Source organism: Roseibium sp. MMSF_3412, from assembly GCF_030733265.1.
In the GTDB taxonomy this organism is placed as follows: domain Bacteria; phylum Pseudomonadota; class Alphaproteobacteria; order Rhizobiales; family Stappiaceae; genus Roseibium.
The window spans coordinates 149,192-162,885 of record NZ_JASHJI010000004.1 but is presented as its reverse complement, the minus strand read 5'-3'; the positions used below and the strand labels follow the sequence as shown (position 1 = coordinate 162,885).

Here is a 13,694-nt window from a genome sequence, read left to right as displayed (position 1 = left end):
GCTGCCGCCGGACACGGACATTTGAGCGCAGGCCGGGCGGAGGAAGACGATGCAGGAATTGTTGCTGGAAATCGCAGAGGCCGCTGCAGGCAGTCCGGACAAGGGTAAGGTTGCCACTTACATTCCCGAGCTCGCAGGCGTGGACCCGAATCATTTCGGCATGGCTGTGGCGCTTGAAGATGGCCGTCTGCTGACGGCCGGGGATGCCGACGTGCCGTTTTCCATCCAGTCCGTGTCCAAGGTTTTCGCTCTCGCATTGGCACTGGGCCGCGTTGGTGACCAGCTCTGGTACAGGGTGGGGCGCGAACCCTCCGGGCTTTCTTTTGATTCCATCCTCCTGCTGGAACGGGAAGACGGTATCCCGCGCAATCCGTTTATCAATGCAGGTGCCCTGGTCACGACCGACACCTATCTCGCAGGCTCGAGCCCGTGTGAGGCGTTGGGCGAACTCATACGTTTCATCCGCGCAGCCGCCGACGACGACAGCATTCACATCAACGAAAAGGTGGCGCAGTCCGAGCTGGCGACCGGCCACCGCAATTTTTCGCTGGCGCATTACCTGGCCTCGCACGGCAACTTGCGGTCCGATGTCGACAAGGTGCTGGGCACCTACTGCCACCAGTGCGCGATCGAGATGAGTTGCCGCCAGCTGGCGCTCGCAGGGCGCTTTCTGATCGAGGCTGAAACCGTGCCGGCGCTCGTTGCCGTCCAGCGCCGCCGCCGGATCAACGCCCTGATGATGACCTGCGGCCATTATGACGGCTCCGGCGATTTCGCCTTTCGCGTCGGACTTCCCGGAAAGAGCGGCGTTGGTGGCGGTATCCTGGTGATATCGCCGGGCCGCGCCTCGATCGCGGTCTGGTCTCCGGGTCTGAACCGCTACGGCAATTCCAAACTCGGCACGGAAGCCATGGAGACCTTTGCAAAGCGGACGGGCTGGTCCGTGTTCGGGTAAGGGCTGCGGATGAATGGCAGCCGGAGCAGCTCCAGCTGCCACCCCGGTTTCTAGCTTTCTTCCTCTGCCGCAAGCATGCCGGACTTGAATAGGAGGCCGGCAGCCGCGCCGCCGATCAGCGGCGCGACAATGAACAGCCAGACCTGTCCGAGCGCACCGGGATTGCTGGCAACGCCGACGATCGCCGGTCCGAGAGATCGAGCCGGATTGACGGACACGCCGGTGACATTGATCCCGACGATGTGGATGACCACCAGCGTCAGGCCGATCGCAAGACCGGCGAGATGCGCAGGCGCTCCTTTTTGGGTGACGCCGAGAATGCACACCAGAAACAGGAAGGTCGCGACGATTTCGAAGATGAGCGCCGAGAGCATGTTGTAACCGCCGAAATTGTCTGGACCCCAGCCGTTTTGGCCGAGGCCTCCGTCCCAGCCTTCGGCCTTTCCGCTCAGGATGATGGCCAGCACCACTGCGCCCGCAAGGGCACCGAGAACCTGCGCAATCCAGTAGGTGATGAGTTCGTTCGCGGGCATCCTGCCGGCCATGAAGACCCCGAGGCTGACGGCCGGGTTGATATGACATCCCGAAATCATGCCGATACCGTAGGCCATGGCGACGATGGACAGGCCGAACGCGAAGGCGATTCCCAGAACATCGATCGCGGTTGATCCGGTTCCCATTCCTGCAATGACGGCTGCGCCGCACCCGAACAGGACGAGGGTGAATGTTCCAACAAATTCTGCGATTGCTTTCTTCATGAAGTTTGGCTCCTTTAACCGCCGGCCAGCGGCCCCACGTCACCAGAATTGCGATGACGTAGGGAGAGTTACGCAAATTTGATCCGTTGGGAAGCGCTGAGTTTTGTGCGCCGCAGAACGTAAAATCCGGGATCTGATCGATTTAAGTCCACAATGGGCAAAGTAACTTTCCAGATTCTCCTTTTTGATGTTTTGACGCGACGGCTTCTTGGCGCTAGAACCTTTCTAGACAACGCACTGATTTCCTTACGTTTGCGTAAGCGTAAGGTGGCGTCGTACGGGAGAGGAATTCCATGTCGAACGCTGATATGCGCGGCAATCGCCCGCTGTCACCCCATCTTCAGATCTACAAGCCGATCCTGACGATGGTCATGTCAATCCTGCACCGCATCACGGGTGCGGCGCTTTACTTCGGGACGATCCTCCTGGCGTGGTGGCTGATCGCTGCTGCGGCCGGTCCGTCCTACTTTGACTTCGTCAACGAGATTTACGGTTCCATTTTCGGAAGACTGATCCTGTTCGGTTTCACGTGGGCTCTGGTGCACCACATGCTCGGCGGTCTGCGCCACTTCATCTGGGACATGGGGGCAGGGTTCGGCAAGGATGCCCGCGAGTGGCTGGCCAAGGCCACGATCATCGGTTCCGTCTCACTCACGCTGATCCTGTGGATCATCGGCTACATGGTTCGCTAAGGAGAGTGTCATGAGCGATATGCGCACCCCTCTCAACAAGGTTCGCGGACTGGGTTCTGCCAAGGAAGGCACGGATCACTTCTGGAAGCAGCGGCTCACCGCCGTCGCCAATGTCGTCCTGATCAGTTTCTTCGTGATCCTGGTGATCTCGGTTCAGGGGTCGAGCCACGGCGACGTGATCGAAACCCTGAAGAATCCCCTGGTCTCGATCCTGTTCCTCCTGGTGATTCTCTCCGGCGTCTATCACATGAAGCTCGGCATGCAGGTGATCATCGAAGACTATGTACATGGTGAGGGCATCAAGTTCCTCACCTTGATGGCGAACACCTTTTTCTGTGCCTTTATCGGCTTCGGCTGCATTTTCGCAGTTCTCAAGATTGGCTTTGGAGGCTGACCCGGATGGCCAAATCCTATGAATTCGTCGACCACACCTATGACGTGGTTGTTGTCGGCGCCGGCGGCGCGGGTCTGCGCGCAACGCTCGGCATGGCCGAACAGGGCTTGCGCACGGCCTGCATTACCAAGGTTTTTCCGACGCGCTCCCATACGGTTGCAGCCCAGGGCGGCATCGCCGCGTCTCTGACCAACATGACGCCCGACTGCTGGGAATGGCACATGTATGACACGGTCAAGGGCTCCGACTGGCTCGGCGACACCGATGCCATGGAATATCTTGCCCGCGAGGCCCCCAAGGCGGTTTATGAGCTTGAGCATTACGGCGTGCCGTTTTCGCGCACCGAAGAAGGCAAGATCTATCAGCGTCCCTTCGGCGGTCACATGCAGAACTACGGCGAAGGCCCCCCCGTGCAGCGCACCTGCGCCGCTGCCGACCGGACCGGCCACGCCATCCTGCACACGCTTTACGGCCAGTCCCTGCGCCACAACGCCGAATTCTATATCGAGTATTTCGCGCTTGACCTGATCATGTCAGAGGACGGCGTCTGCCAGGGCGTGATCGCCTGGAACCTCGATGACGGCACGATGCACCGCTTCGCCGCCAAGATGGTGGTTCTGGCAACCGGCGGCTACGGCCGCGCCTATTTCTCCGCGACATCCGCCCATACCTGCACCGGCGACGGTGGCGGCATGGTCGCCCGGGCCGGACTGCCGCTCCAGGACATGGAGTTCGTCCAGTTCCACCCGACCGGCATCTACGGCTCCGGCTGCCTGATCACAGAGGGTGCGCGGGGCGAGGGCGGCTATCTCGTCAACTCCGAGGGCGAGCGTTTCATGGAACGCTACGCACCTTCGGCGAAGGATCTGGCCTCGCGCGACGTTGTCTCGCGTTGCATGACCATGGAAATCCGTGAAGGACGCGGTGTCGGCAAGAAGGGTGATCACATCTTCCTTCATCTCGATCACCTCGACCCGGCCCTGCTGGCCGAACGCCTCCCGGGCATCTCGGAAAGCGCGCGCATTTTTGCCGGCGTTGATGTGACCAAGGACCCGATCCCGGTCCTGCCGACGGTTCACTACAACATGGGCGGTATCCCGACCAACTATTGGGGTGAAGTCCTGAACGCGGACGGCAAGAACCCCAACCGCATCCAGGAAGGCCTGATGGCCGTGGGTGAGGCGGGCTGCGCGTCCGTTCACGGCGCCAACCGGCTTGGCTCGAACTCCCTGATCGATCTTGTCGTGTTCGGCCGCGCCGCGGCGATCAAGGCAGGCGAGGTTGTCGATCCGAAAGAAGCAACGCCATCCCCGAGCGAGGCCTCCTGCGACAAGATCATGGATCGCTTCGACAAGCTCCGCAACGCCAGCGGCTCGATCCCGACCGCAGACCTGCGCGACAAGATGCAGCACGCGATGCAGGAAGATGCCGCGGTGTTCCGCACCCAGGAAAGCCTGGAAGCAGGCTGCAAGCGCCTGAGTGACATCTGGAGCGACATGAAGGACCTCAAGGTGTCGGACCGCTCGCTGATCTGGAATTCCGACCTGGTGGAGACGCTGGAGCTGGAAAACCTCATGGCGAACGCGATCACCACGGTCTATGGCGCCGAGGCCCGCAAGGAAAGCCGTGGCGCCCATGCGCGCGAGGATTTCAAGGACGGACCTTTCTCGGGCCGGGACGACGAAAACTGGCGCAAGCACACGCTGGCCTGGGTCAACGAGGAAGGCGATGTGAAACTCGACTACCGGCCCGTCGTCCTCGATCCGCTCACCACCTTCGAGGAAGGCGGTATCGACCCGAAAAAGATCGCGCCGAAAGCGCGTGTCTACTAGGGAGCGCGCTGCGTGAGCCAGTCGGCGACATTGCTGGATACAAGAAGCCCGTTCGGAACCTATCCGGCCGAACGGCTGGTGCGGGCTGCCTGGCGTCTGGCCGACCGGCACGATCTGTCCCGGGGCCTGCGCAAGCGCATCCGGGCCCTTGTCGCCAGGGTTTTCAAGGGTCCGTACGATCTTGAGGCAGACGGCCTGAAATTCCGCATTTATCCCGGCGAGAACTACGACGACCGCAAGATCCTCGCCAAGGGACGGCTGCCGGAACGCGCCGAACACGGCCTTCTGGAACCGCACCTGCACGAGGGAATGGTCTTCGTCGACGTTGGCGCGAATATCGGGTCCTACGCGGTCTTTGCCGCCCGGCATGGGGCAAAGGTGGTTGCCATCGAGGCAAACCCGCAAACCGCGCACAAGCTGAGTTTCAATGTCCGCGCCAACGACCTGGAAAACGTGACCGTCGTCAATTCCGCAGTCGGGTCCAAGGAAGACACGCTGCCGCTTTGGCACGAGCCGAGCAATTGCGGCTTCGCCACCTTTGTGACTGACCTGACGACAGGCGAGTGGGCCGGCAACTGGACCCGGACCTATGTGACCGTCCGCCCGCTGACCGACATTGCCGACCAGCAGGGGCTTGAACGGATCGACATACTCAAAGTGGATGTGGAAGGATACGAGGACCGGGTTGTCCTGCCGTTCCTTCGTCACGCGGACAAGGCCATGTGGCCCCGTGTGATTCTTCTGGAAACGAATTGCCGGCCGTACTGGTCCGAGGATTGCCTGAGCGAACTGGCAAACCGGGGCTACGCCGTAACGGGCCGGACGAATGACAACATGGTCCTTGAACTCAGCGCCTGAGGATGAGGACGTTTGGCCCGCATGCCCGGTGAGGCATGGCGCGGGCCGCAACGCGGAGCAGTAACGAGATGGTTCAGCTGACGCTACCCCGGAACTCCACGGTGACGGAAGGCAAGGTGTGGGACAAGCCGGAAGGGGCCACCAACCTGCGCGAATACCGTATCTACCGCTGGAACCCGGATGATGGCCGCAACCCGCGGGTCGATACCTATTTCATTGATGCGGATGATTGCGGTCCGATGGTGCTCGACGGTCTTATCTACATCAAGAACAAGATCGATCCGACACTGACCTTCCGCCGGTCCTGCCGGGAAGGCATCTGCGGTTCCTGCGCCATGAACATCGACGGCACCAACACCCTTGCCTGTACAAAGGGCATGGAAGAGATTGCCGGCGACGTGGTCAAGATCTACCCGCTGCCGCACATGGCGGTGGTCAAGGATCTCGTGCCCGACCTGACGCGCTTCTACGCCCAGCACCGCTCGATCGAGCCGTGGCTTCAGACGGTGTCACCTGCACCGGAAAAGGAATGGCTCCAGTCCCATGAGGACCGGGTCAAGCTGGACGGGCTCTACGAGTGTATCCTGTGTGCCTGCTGCTCCACCTCCTGCCCGAGCTACTGGTGGAACGGCGACCGGTATCTCGGCCCGGCGATCCTGCTGCAGGCTTACCGCTGGCTGATCGACAGCCGCGACGAGGCCACCGGGGAGCGTCTGGACAACCTGGAAGATCCCTTCCGTCTCTATCGCTGCCACACCATCATGAACTGCTCCCAGGCCTGCCCGAAAGGCCTGAACCCGGCCAAGGCGATTGCCGAGATCAAGAAGATGATGGTCGAACGGCGGGTCTGATCCCTCCGATATCCGGGCAAGTTGCGAAAGCCGCCTTTCAGGGCGGCTTTTTTGTGCGCAACGGACCCGTGGCCTGGCCGTCACGTCCCGTCTTCCTGCACCGGATCTGCACAAAATCCCTGAATTCCCTGCCCGGTTTCACCATGGCTTCTCCCAGTTGCCCGGAAAGACTGTGCTTTGCATTGGGTGCGCTGTCCCGGCTGCGCCCACCTGGCAGAGGGATTTTGCATGGCCGAAAACACAGACCAAGGCACCACCACCACGGGCCCGGCAATGCCGCAGCAACCCACAACGACAAGGCTTATGGCGTTTCTGGGGTCGCCGGCGGTGAAATTCGTCCTGATAGGACTGCTCTCCTTCCTGCTGCTTGTTCCCAGCATTTTTGTCTGGGTGCTTGTGGAGGAACGCGCACATCGGGCAAAGGATGTCGCGCGCGAGATCGCCCGTTCCTGGGGCGGGACACAGGAGATCAACGGCCCCTATCTGGTGATCCCCTTCACCGAAACCTACACGACGGGGTCGGGCGAAGACTTTGAGACCAACACCGTCCGCAGAACGGCGGTGCTGTTTCCGGAGCGGCTGACGGTGGGCGGTGATATCGCGGTCGAGGAACGCAAGAAGTCCATCTACAAGCTTCCCGTCTATAGCGCACGCCTCGATCTCGGCGGTGCGTTTGCAGCGCCTCCTGAGGACATGTTCGAACCGAAGCACGGCGGCACGATCAACGTCGCCGCCGACAAGGCCGTCGTTGTTGTCGGGATCCGCGATGTCCGGGCGCTCAAGAGCGAGGTCACGCTCGCTCTGGCGGGAACGGGAGCGGTTCCTTTCGAGCCGGGCCTCGGGCCTCTTGCGACGTCTGCGGACCGCGATCCCCGCCACGCATCCGGTTCATCCGGGATCAATGCAGCCGTGTCTCCCCAGGCCTGGCGAAGCGGCTTTTCCTTCGACGTCAAACTGCAGCTCAACGGGTCGACGGCGATCTATGTTGCTCCGGCCGGGCAGACCACGAGGGTCTCGGTTCAGTCGGACTGGCCGCATCCCGGGTTCACCGGTGCCTTCCTGCCGGAAACGCGGACCATCACCGGTTCTGGTTTCGACGCTGCCTGGACCATTCCTTATCTTGCGCGCGGCATCCCGAAGGTCATGGAAACAAGCCATCTGCCGCTCCAGAACAGGCTCATGGGTGTGAAGTTCGTCGAACCGGTGAATTTCTACCAGACCATCTCCAGATCCCTGAAATACGCGATCGGCTTCATAAGTCTGACATTTCTGGCGGTCTTTGTGCTGGAGTTGCGCTCCGGCTGGCGGTTCCACTGGATCCAGTACGCGCTGGTCGGTCTTGCCCTGATCATCTTCTACGTGATGTTGCTGGCATTTGCTGAACATGTCGGATATGCGCTGGCCTACCTGATTGCGGCAGGTGCGGCGACCCTGCTGAACGCGCTCTACATAGGGACATCCCTGAAAAGCCGCGTTGCCGGACTGGTGATGCTGGCCGTGCTGGGAAGCATCTTCGGTGTGCTGTACGCCCTCATGCAGGAACAGGACTACGCCCTTCTGATCGGCTCGGTCATTGCCTTTGTCGCCCTGGCCATCACAATGTTCGTGACCCAGAGGATCGATTGGTCGGGGCAGAGCCGGCCTGATCCGAAGCCTGCCGGCGCGGCGGTTTGATTTGCTTCGTCAGGTAACCTGCCGACCCCGGGCCCGGAAACAGGCGGCCCTGGGTCTGCTTTTCCGCCACCTTGCTCTCAGATCGCATTTGTTCTATCTTTGTTCTCGATTGAGTGAAGTGTTGGAGACGGACATGCATAAGAGCCGGTTGGGAGATCTGGTCATAGACTGCGAGGGTGGCGACATCGACGAACACGCCGCCTTCTGGTCGAAGGCCCTCGGGCGCACGCTGGAAGCAGAGCCCAAGAACCCGCGTTATCGCAGGCTCTTCGGCAAGGACGGCGATATCGGCATTCTGTTGCAGGCGGTCGAGCATCCCTCGCGCGTCCATCTCGATATTGAAACCGACAATCCGGAAGCGGAGGTCGCCCGGCTGGAGAAACTCGGCGCGAAAGTCTTCAAGCGCTTCAGGAGCTGGGTTGTGATGGAAGCGGCAAGCGGCCACAGGTTTTGCGTGGTCAGTCCGCAAACGCCTGGCTTCGAGGAAAGGGCGACAGCCTGGGAAAGCTGATCGGAGCTGCCGGTCACGGCTTTCTCACGGCGTTGTGCAGGCACGCGAACGGAGTTGAGTTGCCTCGCAAAGAGAATGCGTTACCTCTATCTGCAACTGATGGAGGATCCAACATGAAGCGTTTGTTGCGCCAGACTTTCCTTGCCGCTCTTGTCGGTGTCGCCCCGGTTGCCACCGCGCAGGCCGAAACGGCCATCTTTGCAGGCGGTTGTTTCTGGTGTGTGGAATCGGATCTGGAAAAGCTTGCCGGGGTCAGGGACGTCAAGTCCGGCTATGCGGGCGGCAAGAGCCAGAACCCCACCTACAAGAATTACGAGCGAGGCGGACACCGCGAAGTGGTGCAGGTGGATTTTGACGAAAGCCAGATCAGCTATCAGGATCTTGTCCGTATCTTCCTGCGCACCGTCGATGTCACGGACCCGGGCGGTCAGTTCTGCGATCGCGGTTACGGCTACTCGACGGCGATCCATCCCCTGAACGACAAACAGGCCAAGGCCGCGAAGGCGGAAATCGCCAAGGCCAACAAGGTCCTCGGCGGGAAGGTGGTAACGCCGGTCGAAGGCGCTGCCGTTTTCTGGCCTGCAGAGGACTACCACCAGGCCTACTACAAGAGCAATGCGCGCACGCTGACACGATTTGGCTATGTCACCCGCGCAGAAGCCTACAAGGGCTACCGCAAGGCCTGTGGCCGCGATGCAAGGGTGAAATCCGTATGGGGCGCTGAAGCCTACAAGGGGCTGCCCAAGGCCGGTTCCTGAGGAACTACGTGAGCTGCAACCCGGTCCGGGGCCGGGTTGCCTTCAAACGCCGGCCTCAAACGCCTCGACAAGCTCCAGAAATGTCTCGCCGTATTTTTCCAGCTTGGACTGGCCGACACCTGACACGCTCAAGAGCGCATCGGGCGTGACCGGCCGCGCAGATGCGATCCCGGCGAGTGTCGCGTCGGGAAAGACCACGTAAGGCGGGACGTTCTGGTCCCGCGCGATCTGCGTGCGCAGGCGGCGCAGTCGCTGGAACAGCAGCTTGTCTTCCTCGTCCAGTTCATCGGCGACCGAGGCCGTGCGCGAGGAGCGCGTCTGTTTCAGACCGGCGGCGTTCCTGTCCTTGCGCAGCAGAATCGTCTCGTCGCCGCGCAGAACCGGACGGGCGGCTTCAGTCAGTACGAGCGCGCCGAATTGCGCATGGTCCACATCCACGAAACCCGCGGCGACCAGCTGGCGCGCGATCGATTGCCACATCTTCTGTGGCGTGTCCTGTCCAATGCCGAAGACCGACAGTTTGTCGTGGGAAAACCGGGTCACCTTCTCGTTTGTCTTGCCGAGCAGCACATCGATGACGTGACCGGTTCCAAAGCGCTGACCGGTCCGGTAGATCGCTGACATCAGCTTGCGCGCCGGTTCGGTTCCGTCCCAGGTCTCCACCGGCGAAAGGCACGTGTCGCAGTTGCCGCAGGGCTCGGGGTAGGTTTCGCCGAAATGCGCCAGCAGCGCCTGGCGTCTGCAGCCTGCGGTCTCGCAGATACCGAGCAGCGCGTTGAGTTTTGCATTTTCCGCACGCTTGATCTCGTCTGGCGCGTCGCCTTCGGCAATCATCCGGCGCCGTTGAACCAGGTCGGCCATGCCGTAGGCCATGAAGGCTTCCGCGGGCGCGCCGTCCCGGCCGGCCCGTCCGGTTTCCTGGTAGTAGGCCTCGACCGAGGAGGGCAGGTCGAGATGCGCCACATAGCGGACATCCGGCTTGTCGATGCCCATGCCGAAGGCAACGGTTGCAACGAGACAGAGCCCTTCCTCAAGCAGAAAGGCATCCTGGTTGGCGGCGCGCCGGTCTGCGGGCAATCCCGCATGATACGGCAGCGCCTTGATCCCCTTGGCTGTCAGCCAGTCCGCGATTTCCTCCACCTTGGCGCGCGAGAGGCAGTAGACGATACCGCTTTCACCCTTGTGCTTGCTCAGGAAATCCAGGAGCTGCTGGCGCTGGTTCGACCGTTCCACGATTTCATAGCGGATGTTTGGCCTGTCGAAACTGGTTGCGAAGACTTGCGCGTCTTCCAGCTTGAGCCGCGCAAGGATGTCCTTTTGCGTATGCGGATCGGCGGTCGCCGTCAGGGCCACGCGCGGCACGCCGGGATAGCGTTCGGCAAGACAGGAAAGCGACATGTACTCCGGACGGAAATCATGGCCCCACTGGCTGACGCAATGGGCCTCGTCAATGGCAAAAAGCGCAATTTCCAGCGTATCCAGGAACCGCCGGAAGTTCTCGTTTCCAAGACGCTCGGGCGTTACATAAAGCAGGTCGATGTCACCACCGCGCAAATCCTCGCGTAGGCGGTCCTGTTCTTCCGGAAGAAGGGTCGAATTGAGCGCGGCCGCCCGGACACCGACCGATTGCAGAGCGCCGACCTGGTCCTTCATCAGCGCGATCAGCGGCGACACCACGACGCCGACACCGCTTCGGCACAGGGCCGGTATCTGGTAGCACAGCGACTTTCCGGCACCCGTGGGAAACAGCACGACGGCATCCCGGCCGTCGATCAGCGTGTCGATCACTTCCCGTTGCCGGCCCCGGAAATCATCGTAACCGAAGACGGTCTGCAAAACCGCCTGCGGTTTCGGCTCCGGGCGCACCGGAGGCGGATCGTTGAGGTGAACAAGTGGTGCGTCATCCGCGAGGAGAGCGGGAGAGACTGGCATGAGGCGGCTGATTCCCTAAAGTCTCCCGCACCATGTCTTATTCGCCGTTGAAGGGCAAACCGGCCTGTGGATGAGTCCACACCAAGTTGGCGTGCATCAGAATTCCGCGTCGGGATCCGTCGCGAGGGTTTCGGCGCAATGGATGCGCATTTGCTCGGTCAGTTCGGTGAGGTCGCCCTGCAGTTTTTCCGGCCGGATCGGTTTGCCGAAATGCACGTTGAACGCGGCGTCCTTCTTGTTGAGCAGCTCGTTGAAGACGGTCATGTCGCGCAATTCGGTCGATACGCGCGCAAGAAAATAGAACAGTCCCGAGTTTCGGCCGCCCATGTGCATCGGAATGATCGGCGCCTTGTTCTTGCGCGCAAGGGCAAGCGCGGAGGTCATCCAGGGCCGTTCGGTCAGCTTGCCGTCATGCCAGTAGGCAAGGCGTCCGGATGGGAACAGCACGACCACCCGCTCCGTTGCAAAGGCCGATGAGGCGATCTTGATCGTCTCCTTGGACTTGGCCCGGCTCTTGAAGTCCGCGCGCCACTCGACAGGTATGATCATTTCAGCCAGGCGCGGATTGATCCGGATCGCGTCCCGGTTGGCGAAGATCGCCAGATCGGTCCGCCGCGACTTGATCGCGTCGTAAAGGACAATGCCGTCGGCAATGCCGGTCGGATGATTGGACACAAGCACCACCGGCCCGGTGGTCGGGACCCGCTCAAGGCCGAGCGTGGTGACCTGAAGGGTGAGCAGCTCGCTCAGATGCGCAAACACATCGACCGCCTCCATCTGGGCAATCGTATCCGCCATATCGACGGCAGAGCGGTATCTGAGGATCTTGTAGGCAAAGGGCTTTATGAACGGCCACCAGGGGCTCGCCATGACGAGTTTGCCCCGTTCGGCAATGAGCGCGTCGACGATATGGGGGTCCGCTAGCTGACGCTGCTTCGTCTCCTGACGGCGCGCCGGCAAGGTGTCTGTTGTCTGGTCTGTCGTCCGCACAATGCACCTCTGCCCATCGGTAACCTGTACTATTCCACTTGCATCGTTAGCGAAATCGGCCGCGTGGTGCAAATGCTCCCTGCAATTAATTTTCTGGCTGCGGCTCCGTCAGCTCCATAGTGAACTCGTGAAAAGTGCCACAATTGTGATGAAAGACGCAGCCCATGCGAGTGACCTGGGGTTGGACCGGTCGGTCCAGTAGCAGAACACGTAAATCAGGCGCAAAAGAATGAAAAGGACCGCCAGCTGGTCGATCCAGTAGGGCGAGGCGCCCTGGCTCATGGCGACGAAAACGGAAACGGCGAAAAACGGAAAGGCCTCGAAACCGTTGGCCTGCGCAGCCTGTGCCCGCGCTCTGAAGCCCTCGCGCCAGTAATCCGGGCTGCGCGGGTTTGCATTGTCGAAGTCCCTGCTGAACTTGGCCGGAAAGGCCGACAGGATAGGCAGGATGGCGGCAGCGAGAATGCACCAGATTGCGATTGGCATGAAGTGTTCCTTGTTGACCCGGTTCCCGATCACATAGGGCATCCGGCCTCAAAAGCGCAAAAAGAACGACGTCGATTGCGAAAGGAACGCGCCTGATCGGATCTTCTGAACGGCGGGGCAAGGTGCGTTTCGCGCCTTGCGGCCGGTCTGCTTGTGCGGGAGCGTCACTTTACCGCCATTTTGAAAACCTAACACCTGCACTGAAGGCGGCGTTTTCAACATCGTGGGTGATGAGGCACTTGAGCGATTCTCGATCGGATGTCCCGTGGCGGTTCTTGAATACGCGGCACCGGTCCGGATGGGCCGGATTACTGGTCCCGGGACACGCCATATCGCATCGAAATTGCGGACAACTGCGCTGTGTTTTGGATTTTCAGTAAATAGTAAGTTAAGAGATGCCACGATGGTGCGGCGGAGATTAAGGGACTGATTCGTCATGAAACGCTCGGGAAAGCTGGTTTTGGTTTTGGGAATGGTGGTTCTTGCCGCGGGGTGCCAGAGGCTCTCGGGAGGCCCCAACTATGCCGCACCGTTGCCCGCGACGCCCACGACGCCGGTCGGCTCGGCGTCCCTCGATCCGCTTGACCCCAACGCCGCACCGCCGGTCGGCACCACCACGGACGGAACGGGTGCTGCGGCCGATCTTGCAAGCAATCCGGTTGCAGCGCCGAGCAACGCTCAGCAGGTTGGGCGGACAGACCTTCTGGGCGGCTGGAAACTTGCCTCTTCGGGTGACAATTGCCAGGCATTCATGACCCTGACCACCTGGTCCGGCGGCTACCGGGCAAATACCAGAGGTTGTAGTACCCCGACACTGTCCGGAATCTCGGCCTGGGATCTGAACGGCAATCAGGTCGTTCTGAAGGATGGTTCCGGCGTCATCGTTGCACAGCTTTATTCCAGCGAACCCGGGAAATTCAACGGTCAGACGTCGACCGGATCGCCCATCTCGCTGTTCCGTTAAACAGCCTCAGTAATTCTGCTAGACACTGCGCGTAATAAG

At 61.0% G+C, this 13,694-nt stretch carries 14 protein-coding genes and 1 pseudogene; 10 read left to right on the top strand and 5 right to left on the bottom strand.

The annotated features are described in order from the left end of the window. The first annotated feature begins 49 nt into the window (after positions 1-49). Positions 50-955 (top strand): glutaminase, encoded by a 906-nt coding sequence (locus RBB49_RS09630; protein ID WP_306142533.1) that lies wholly within the window; start codon positions 50-52, stop codon positions 953-955. 50 nt (positions 956-1,005) lie between these two features. Here the strand turns inward: RBB49_RS09630 and RBB49_RS09625 are convergent. Then, positions 1,006-1,719, bottom strand: a pseudogene (locus tag RBB49_RS09625) (MIP family channel protein); the annotation flags it as partial. A gap of 287 nt (positions 1,720-2,006) precedes the next feature. On the opposite strand from RBB49_RS09625, the gene sdhC reads away from it, so the two are divergent. The 8 genes from sdhC to msrA all read left to right on the top strand — a co-directional run bounded on the left by sdhC (position 2,007) and on the right by msrA (position 9,283). Beyond that, positions 2,007-2,405, top strand: coding sequence for a succinate dehydrogenase, cytochrome b556 subunit (gene sdhC / locus RBB49_RS09620; protein WP_306142532.1), 399 nt, complete (start codon positions 2,007-2,009; stop codon positions 2,403-2,405). A gap of 10 nt (positions 2,406-2,415) precedes the next feature. Continuing rightward, positions 2,416-2,799 carry a succinate dehydrogenase, hydrophobic membrane anchor protein gene (gene sdhD, locus RBB49_RS09615; RefSeq protein WP_306142531.1) on the top strand — a complete coding sequence of 128 codons (384 nt, stop codon included), beginning with the start codon at positions 2,416-2,418 and terminating at the stop codon, positions 2,797-2,799. 5 nt (positions 2,800-2,804) lie between these two features. After that, on the top strand, positions 2,805-4,631 hold the full coding sequence (gene sdhA, locus RBB49_RS09610; protein WP_306142530.1) for a succinate dehydrogenase flavoprotein subunit: 1,827 nt from the start codon (positions 2,805-2,807) through the stop codon (positions 4,629-4,631). A gap of 12 nt (positions 4,632-4,643) precedes the next feature. Further along, positions 4,644-5,489, top strand: coding sequence for an FkbM family methyltransferase (locus RBB49_RS09605; protein WP_306142529.1), 846 nt, complete (start codon positions 4,644-4,646; stop codon positions 5,487-5,489). Between the two features lie 68 nt (positions 5,490-5,557). Then, positions 5,558-6,340, top strand: a complete 783-nt coding sequence (locus tag RBB49_RS09600) for a succinate dehydrogenase iron-sulfur subunit (RefSeq protein ID WP_306142528.1) — start codon at positions 5,558-5,560, stop codon at positions 6,338-6,340. 228 nt (positions 6,341-6,568) lie between these two features. Then, on the top strand, positions 6,569-8,014 hold the full coding sequence (gene creD / locus RBB49_RS09595) for a cell envelope integrity protein CreD (protein WP_306142527.1): 1,446 nt from the start codon (positions 6,569-6,571) through the stop codon (positions 8,012-8,014). Positions 8,015-8,147: 133 nt separating this feature from the next. After that, on the top strand, positions 8,148-8,525 hold the full coding sequence (locus RBB49_RS09590) for a VOC family protein (RefSeq protein ID WP_306142526.1): 378 nt from the start codon (positions 8,148-8,150) through the stop codon (positions 8,523-8,525). A 113-nt stretch (positions 8,526-8,638) separates the two neighbouring features. Next, positions 8,639-9,283 (top strand): peptide-methionine (S)-S-oxide reductase MsrA, encoded by a 645-nt coding sequence (gene msrA / locus RBB49_RS09585; RefSeq protein ID WP_306142525.1) that lies wholly within the window; start codon positions 8,639-8,641, stop codon positions 9,281-9,283. 42 nt (positions 9,284-9,325) lie between these two features. Here the strand turns inward: msrA and recQ are convergent, their stop codons facing one another. From recQ to RBB49_RS09565, 4 genes are all read right to left on the bottom strand, one after another. Further along, positions 9,326-11,215, bottom strand: coding sequence for a DNA helicase RecQ (recQ, locus tag RBB49_RS09580; protein WP_306142524.1), 1,890 nt, complete (start codon positions 11,213-11,215; stop codon positions 9,326-9,328). A 96-nt stretch (positions 11,216-11,311) separates the two neighbouring features. Beyond that, positions 11,312-12,205 carry a GNAT family N-acetyltransferase gene (locus tag RBB49_RS09575; protein WP_306142523.1) on the bottom strand — a complete coding sequence of 298 codons (894 nt, stop codon included), beginning with the start codon at positions 12,203-12,205 and terminating at the stop codon, positions 11,312-11,314. Positions 12,206-12,313: 108 nt separating this feature from the next. Continuing rightward, entirely contained in the window at positions 12,314-12,691 is a 378-nt protein-coding gene (locus RBB49_RS09570; RefSeq protein WP_306142522.1) for an MAPEG family protein, read from the bottom strand. 48 nt (positions 12,692-12,739) lie between these two features. Next, positions 12,740-13,129: a hypothetical protein gene (locus RBB49_RS09565; RefSeq protein WP_306142521.1), complete on the bottom strand. Its 390-nt coding sequence runs from the start codon at positions 13,127-13,129 to the stop codon at positions 12,740-12,742. Between RBB49_RS09565 and RBB49_RS09560 the strand changes: the two genes are divergently transcribed. After that, positions 13,128-13,655, top strand: coding sequence for a protease inhibitor Inh/omp19 family protein (locus tag RBB49_RS09560; RefSeq protein ID WP_306142520.1), 528 nt, complete (start codon positions 13,128-13,130; stop codon positions 13,653-13,655). The two genes, RBB49_RS09565 and RBB49_RS09560, sit on opposite strands and share 2 nt — an antisense overlap. Positions 13,656-13,694 lie beyond the last annotated feature (39 nt).

Coding starts and splice junctions, on each gene's coding strand:
- RBB49_RS09565 (WP_306142521.1), bottom strand. CDS start 13,129: ATGACGAATCAGTCCCTTAATCTCCGCCGCACCATCGTGGCATCTCTT.
- RBB49_RS09570 (WP_306142522.1), bottom strand. CDS start 12,691: ATGCCAATCGCAATCTGGTGCATTCTCGCTGCCGCCATCCTGCCTATC.
- sdhA (WP_306142530.1), top strand. CDS start 2,805: ATGGCCAAATCCTATGAATTCGTCGACCACACCTATGACGTGGTTGTT.
- creD (WP_306142527.1), top strand. CDS start 6,569: ATGGCCGAAAACACAGACCAAGGCACCACCACCACGGGCCCGGCAATG.
- recQ (WP_306142524.1), bottom strand. CDS start 11,215: ATGCCAGTCTCTCCCGCTCTCCTCGCGGATGACGCACCACTTGTTCAC.
- msrA (WP_306142525.1), top strand. CDS start 8,639: ATGAAGCGTTTGTTGCGCCAGACTTTCCTTGCCGCTCTTGTCGGTGTC.
- RBB49_RS09560 (WP_306142520.1), top strand. CDS start 13,128: ATGAAACGCTCGGGAAAGCTGGTTTTGGTTTTGGGAATGGTGGTTCTT.
- sdhD (WP_306142531.1), top strand. CDS start 2,416: ATGAGCGATATGCGCACCCCTCTCAACAAGGTTCGCGGACTGGGTTCT.
- sdhC (WP_306142532.1), top strand. CDS start 2,007: ATGTCGAACGCTGATATGCGCGGCAATCGCCCGCTGTCACCCCATCTT.
- RBB49_RS09590 (WP_306142526.1), top strand. CDS start 8,148: ATGCATAAGAGCCGGTTGGGAGATCTGGTCATAGACTGCGAGGGTGGC.
- RBB49_RS09600 (WP_306142528.1), top strand. CDS start 5,558: ATGGTTCAGCTGACGCTACCCCGGAACTCCACGGTGACGGAAGGCAAG.
- RBB49_RS09630 (WP_306142533.1), top strand. CDS start 50: ATGCAGGAATTGTTGCTGGAAATCGCAGAGGCCGCTGCAGGCAGTCCG.